1 protein-coding gene is annotated in these 720 nt (G+C 69.9%); it reads right to left on the bottom strand.

Translation table 11 applies throughout. From position 1 onward, the window contains the following. Positions 1-720, bottom strand: a 720-nt coding sequence (locus NS331_RS25250; protein WP_206597372.1) for a flavin monoamine oxidase family protein, incomplete at both ends; no start/stop codon positions are given.

Raw genomic sequence — 720 nt, 5'->3', positions numbered from 1 at the left:
GCGGTGTCCCTGGCGGATCGCGCCGTCGACGTGCTGGTAACCGGCTCCGGCCATGTCGCTGCAGGCGAGGTGGATCGGGCCGACGGGCTCGCGCAGGTCGGCGCCGTACCGGTGAAGGCCGCCCATGTCGAAGCTCGCGGCGTACGCACCGCGGGTCCACTCCTCGGTGCCCCAGTCGCTCTCGTAGTAGACGATCGGGTTCTTGGCCTCGGGCCCGTAGTAGTGCGAGAGCGACTCGAGGATCTTCTCCTTGCGCTCCTCGGCGCTCAGGCGGAAGAGGTCGTCGGCGTTCTGGTCGGAGACGAAGCCCACGAGGGTGCCGCGCTCGTCGCCGTGATTGGTGTTGTCGTACGCCTCGTGCGACAGCTCGTAGGGGCTGAAGGCGGTGCCCGACAGGCCCTTGTCGCGCCAGAACGGCGTCTCGTAGACCGCGTGCACCTTGATGACGAAGCCCATCGAGATGTGCTGGTGCATCTGGTGCTGAAGACGCGGGAGCGGGGGCTCGAACGAGATGCGCGAGTACAGGACGGGAGCCAGCGCCAGGACGGCGAAGCGCGCGCGGACGGTGATCCCGTCGGCGATCGCCGTGACGCCGGTGGATGAGGACTTCGCCGCTTCGACGCGCGCGGTCAGGGCGCGAAGGTCGTCGACGCGTCGACCGGTCGCCGTGTCCGCTGGGCGGTCCGGCGTCGTGGTCTCGGCGCCCCAGACGAGCCGGCG

Source organism: Pseudacidovorax intermedius, assembly GCF_001476815.1.
In the GTDB taxonomy this organism is placed as follows: domain Bacteria; phylum Pseudomonadota; class Gammaproteobacteria; order Burkholderiales; family Burkholderiaceae_C; genus Xenophilus; species Xenophilus intermedius_A.
This window is presented reverse-complemented; position numbering and strand designations above follow the sequence as displayed.